Origin of the sequence: Longimicrobium sp., from assembly GCF_036554565.1 — a bacterium.
In the GTDB taxonomy this organism is placed as follows: domain Bacteria; phylum Gemmatimonadota; class Gemmatimonadetes; order Longimicrobiales; family Longimicrobiaceae; genus Longimicrobium.
Window position 1 is genome coordinate 1 of sequence record NZ_DATBNB010000762.1, and the last position, 3,775, is coordinate 3,775.

2 protein-coding genes are annotated in these 3,775 nt (G+C 67.4%); both read left to right on the forward strand.

The annotated features are described in order from the left end of the window. The first annotated feature begins 71 nt into the window (after nucleotides 1-71). Entirely contained in the window at nucleotides 72-1,205 is a 1,134-nt protein-coding gene (locus VIB55_RS21490) for a carboxylate-amine ligase (protein ID WP_331878722.1), read from the forward strand. A gap of 509 nt (nucleotides 1,206-1,714) precedes the next feature. After that, nucleotides 1,715-3,775: elongation factor G (fusA, locus tag VIB55_RS21495; RefSeq protein ID WP_331878723.1), on the forward strand; the 2,061-nt coding region annotated here is incomplete at its 3' end.

Below are 3,775 nucleotides of genomic sequence, written 5' to 3' on the forward strand. Positions count from 1 at the left end.
GAGCACCAAACGAAGCGAGTGCCCAGGTAAACGCAGCATCGGCCCGCAACACCATCCCAGGGATTGCCCGCATGAAGGCTCCTTCGCTGACGCTCGGCATCGAAGAAGAGTACCAGATCATCGACCCCGAAACCCGGGAGCTGCGGTCGTACATCACCGAGCTGCTGGAAGACGACCACATGATCCTGGGCGAGATCAAGCCCGAACTCCACCAGTCCATCGTGGAAGTGGGCACCACCGTCTGCCGCACGCCGCAGGAGGTGCGCGCCGAGCTGCGGCGGCTGCGCGGGATGGTGATGGGGCTGGCCGCGCGAAAGAACCTCAAGGTGGTCGCGGCGGGCACGCACCCCTTCAGCAGCTGGATGACGCAGGAGATCACGCCGCTGGAGCGCTACATCGGCGTCAAGCAGGACATGCAGGACCTGGCACAGCAGCTCCTGATCTTTGGCACCCACGTGCACGTGGGCATCGAAGACCAGGAGTTCCTGATCGACGCCATGAACGTGTCGCGCTACTTCCTGCCCCACATCCTGTGCCTGTCCAGCAGCTCGCCCTTCTGGATGGGGCGCAACACGGGGCTCAAGAGCTATCGCAGCGTGGTGTTCCGCAACTTCCCGCGCACGGGCGTGCCTCGCATCATGCGCAGTTGGGGAGACTTTGCCGAGCTGCAGGAAACGCTCGTCTCCACCCGGTGCATCCCCGACGGCAGCAAGCTCTACTGGGACCTTCGGCCGCACCACGCGTATCCCACGCTGGAGTTCCGCTTCCTGGACGTGTGCACGCGCGTGGACGAGGCCGTGTGCGTGGGGGCCATCCTGCAGGCCATCATCGCCAAGCTGTGGAAGCTGCGGCGCGACAACATGACGTTCCGCTTGTACCCGTCGGACCTGATCGAAGAGAACAAGTGGCGCTCGGTGCGGTACGGGCTGGACGGCAACCTGATCGACTTCGGCAAGCAGAAGGAGAGCCCCGCCCGCCACCTGATCCGCGAGATGCTGGAGTGGTTCGTGGACGACGTGGTGGACGACCTGGGCAGCCGCGCCGAGGTGTCGTACGCCTTCCGCATCATGGACGAGGGCTCCAGCGCCGACCGCCAGGTAAAGGTTTTCGAGCGCACGGGCGACCTGAAGGACGTGGTGGACCACCTGATCGCCGAGACCGAAGAAGGCGTGTTCGAGCAGCAGCCCGCGATGGCGGGGACGTGAGAGTGCGTGAGTGCGTGAGTGCGAAAGTGCGAAAGTGCGAAAGTGCGAAAGTGCGGCCCTCCCCGGCGCCGGGGTGGGCCGCTTTCGTTCGTGGTTGCAGAATCCGCCGCGATCGCACGCCGCACCGGCCGGAACGCGATCGAATTCTCCCTTTCCCCTGCGAAGCGGGGGAGAGGGCCGGGGAGAGGGGGCTCCCGCAGCATGCGAGGCAGCCAGTCGAACTCCGCTCGAAGTTCCCCCCTCTCCCGGCGCAGTTTGCCGGGGGAGCGGCCGGGGCAGGGGCCAGCCGCGGTATGCGAGGCAGCCGGTCGAACCCCGCCCGAAGTTCTCCCCTCTCCCGGCGCAGTTTGCCGGGAGGGGGAAACGCCGTACGCTTTTTGCATCCCGCCATCACCCTCGCGCCGATCGAAAACTCTTGACGCAGACCCTGCCCGGAACCACCCTGCACTAACCGCCCGCGTGTGGGAACGGGCGGCATTCCCACCCTCCCCCTTCTCCAGGAGGTGCGTATGGCTTCAGCCCCCTCATTCACAACGGACCGCATCCGCAATGTGTGCGTGGTTGGCCACGGCGGATCGGGAAAGACCACCCTGGTCGACGCGGCCTGCTACGTGGCGGGCACCACCAAGCGCCACGGGTCGGTGGATGACGGAACCGCCCTCACCATGTTCACGCCCGAGGAAAACGCGCACGGCCTCTCCATGAACGTGTCCGTGGCCTGGGCGGCGTGGATGGACAGCAAGATCAACTTCATCGACACCCCCGGCTACCTGGACTTCCTGGGCGAGACGCGCGCCGGTGTGCGCGTGGCCGACGGCGCGCTGGTGTGCCTGTCGGCCGTCAACGGCGTGGAGGTGGGCACCGAGCGCGTGTGGGACCTGATCGAGGAGCGGCACCTGCCGGCCATCCTGTTCGTGTCGATGATGGACCGCCAGAACGCCGACTTCGAGCGCGTCTACCAGGACATCCGCGAGCACCTGACGCCCAAGGCCATCCCGGTCGAGGTACCCATCGGCTCGGGAGACGACTTCCGTGGCATCGTGAACCTGTTTAGCGACCAGGTGCACTACTACGTCGAGGGCACCACGGCCGGCGAGTACGAGGAGCACGACGTGCCGCCCGAGCTGCAGCCCATCGTCGATCGCTACTACAACGACCTGATCGAGACCATCGCGTCGACGGACGACAACCTGCTGGAGCACTACCTGGAGGGCGACACCATCACCCGCGACGAGGCGCTGCACGCGCTCAAGCAGGCCATGCTGCGCGGCGATCTGTACCCCGTGTTCTGCGGCGCGCCCACGAAGACGTGGGGCACGCGGGCGCTGCTCAGCAAGCTGGTGGAGCTGATGCCCTCGCCGCAGGAGCGCCCGGCCGAGCTGGCGCAGGGCCGCACCGACACCGTGGTGGAGCTGCGGAACCTGAACAGCGATCCCTTCGCCGCGCTGGTCTTCAAGACCACCAGCGAGCCGCACGTGGGCGAGCTGTCGTTCTTCCGCATCTACGGCGGCTCGGTGGGCAACGGCCGCGAGGTGTTCAACGCCACCCGCGAAAAGCCCGAGAAGCTGGCCCACCTTTCCATCCCGCAGGGCCGCGACCGCCAGGAGATAGACGAGCTGCGCGCGGGCGACATCGGCGTGGTGGCCAAGCTCCGGGACACGCACACCAACGACACGCTTTCCGCCCCCGGGCACCCGCTGGTGCTGGCCGGGGTGAGCTTTCCCGATCCCGACATCGCCGTGGCGGTGGAGCCCGCGACGCGCGGGGAAGAAGACAAGCTGGCCGTGGGCCTTCACAAGCTCCACGAAGAAGACCCCTGCTTCACCTCCGAGTACGTCCCTGAGCTGGGGCAGACCATCGCGCGGGGCCTGGGCGAGCTTCACCTGGAGGTGCAGCTGGAGCGCTTGAAGCGCAAGAACGGGGTAGACGTGGTGGTCAAGGCGCCGCGCATCCCCTACCGCGAAACCATCCGCGCGGTGGCCGAGGCGCAGGGGCGCCACAAGAAGCAGACGGGCGGGCGGGGCCAGTTCGGCGACGCGCACCTGCGCCTGAAGCCGCTGGACCGCGGCTCCGGCTACCGCTTCACCGATTCCATCGTGGGCGGGGTGATCCCGGGCAAGTACATCCCGGCGGTGGACAAGGGGGTGCAGGAGGCGTCGGCCCGCGGGGTGCTGGCCGGCTTTCCCATGGTGGACTTCGAGGCCGAGGTGTACTTCGGCAGCTACCACACGGTGGACAGCTCTGAGATGGCCTTCAAGGTGGCCGGGTCGATGGCCTTCCAGGCCGCCGCCGAAAAGGCGCAGCCGGTGATCCTGGAGCCGGTGATGCAGGTGGACGTGTTCACCCCCGACGAGTTCCTGGGCGACGTGATCGGCGACCTCAACCAGCGGCGCGGGCACATCCTGGGCATCGAGCCGGCGGGGCGGAACCAGCGCGTGCGCGCCCTGGTGCCGCAGGCGGAGCTGTACAAGTACAGCACGTCGCTGCGCTCGCTCACGCAGGGCCGCGCCACGCACACCCGCACCTTTCACGCGTACGAGGAGGTGCCCGCGCACGAGGTGCCCAAGCTG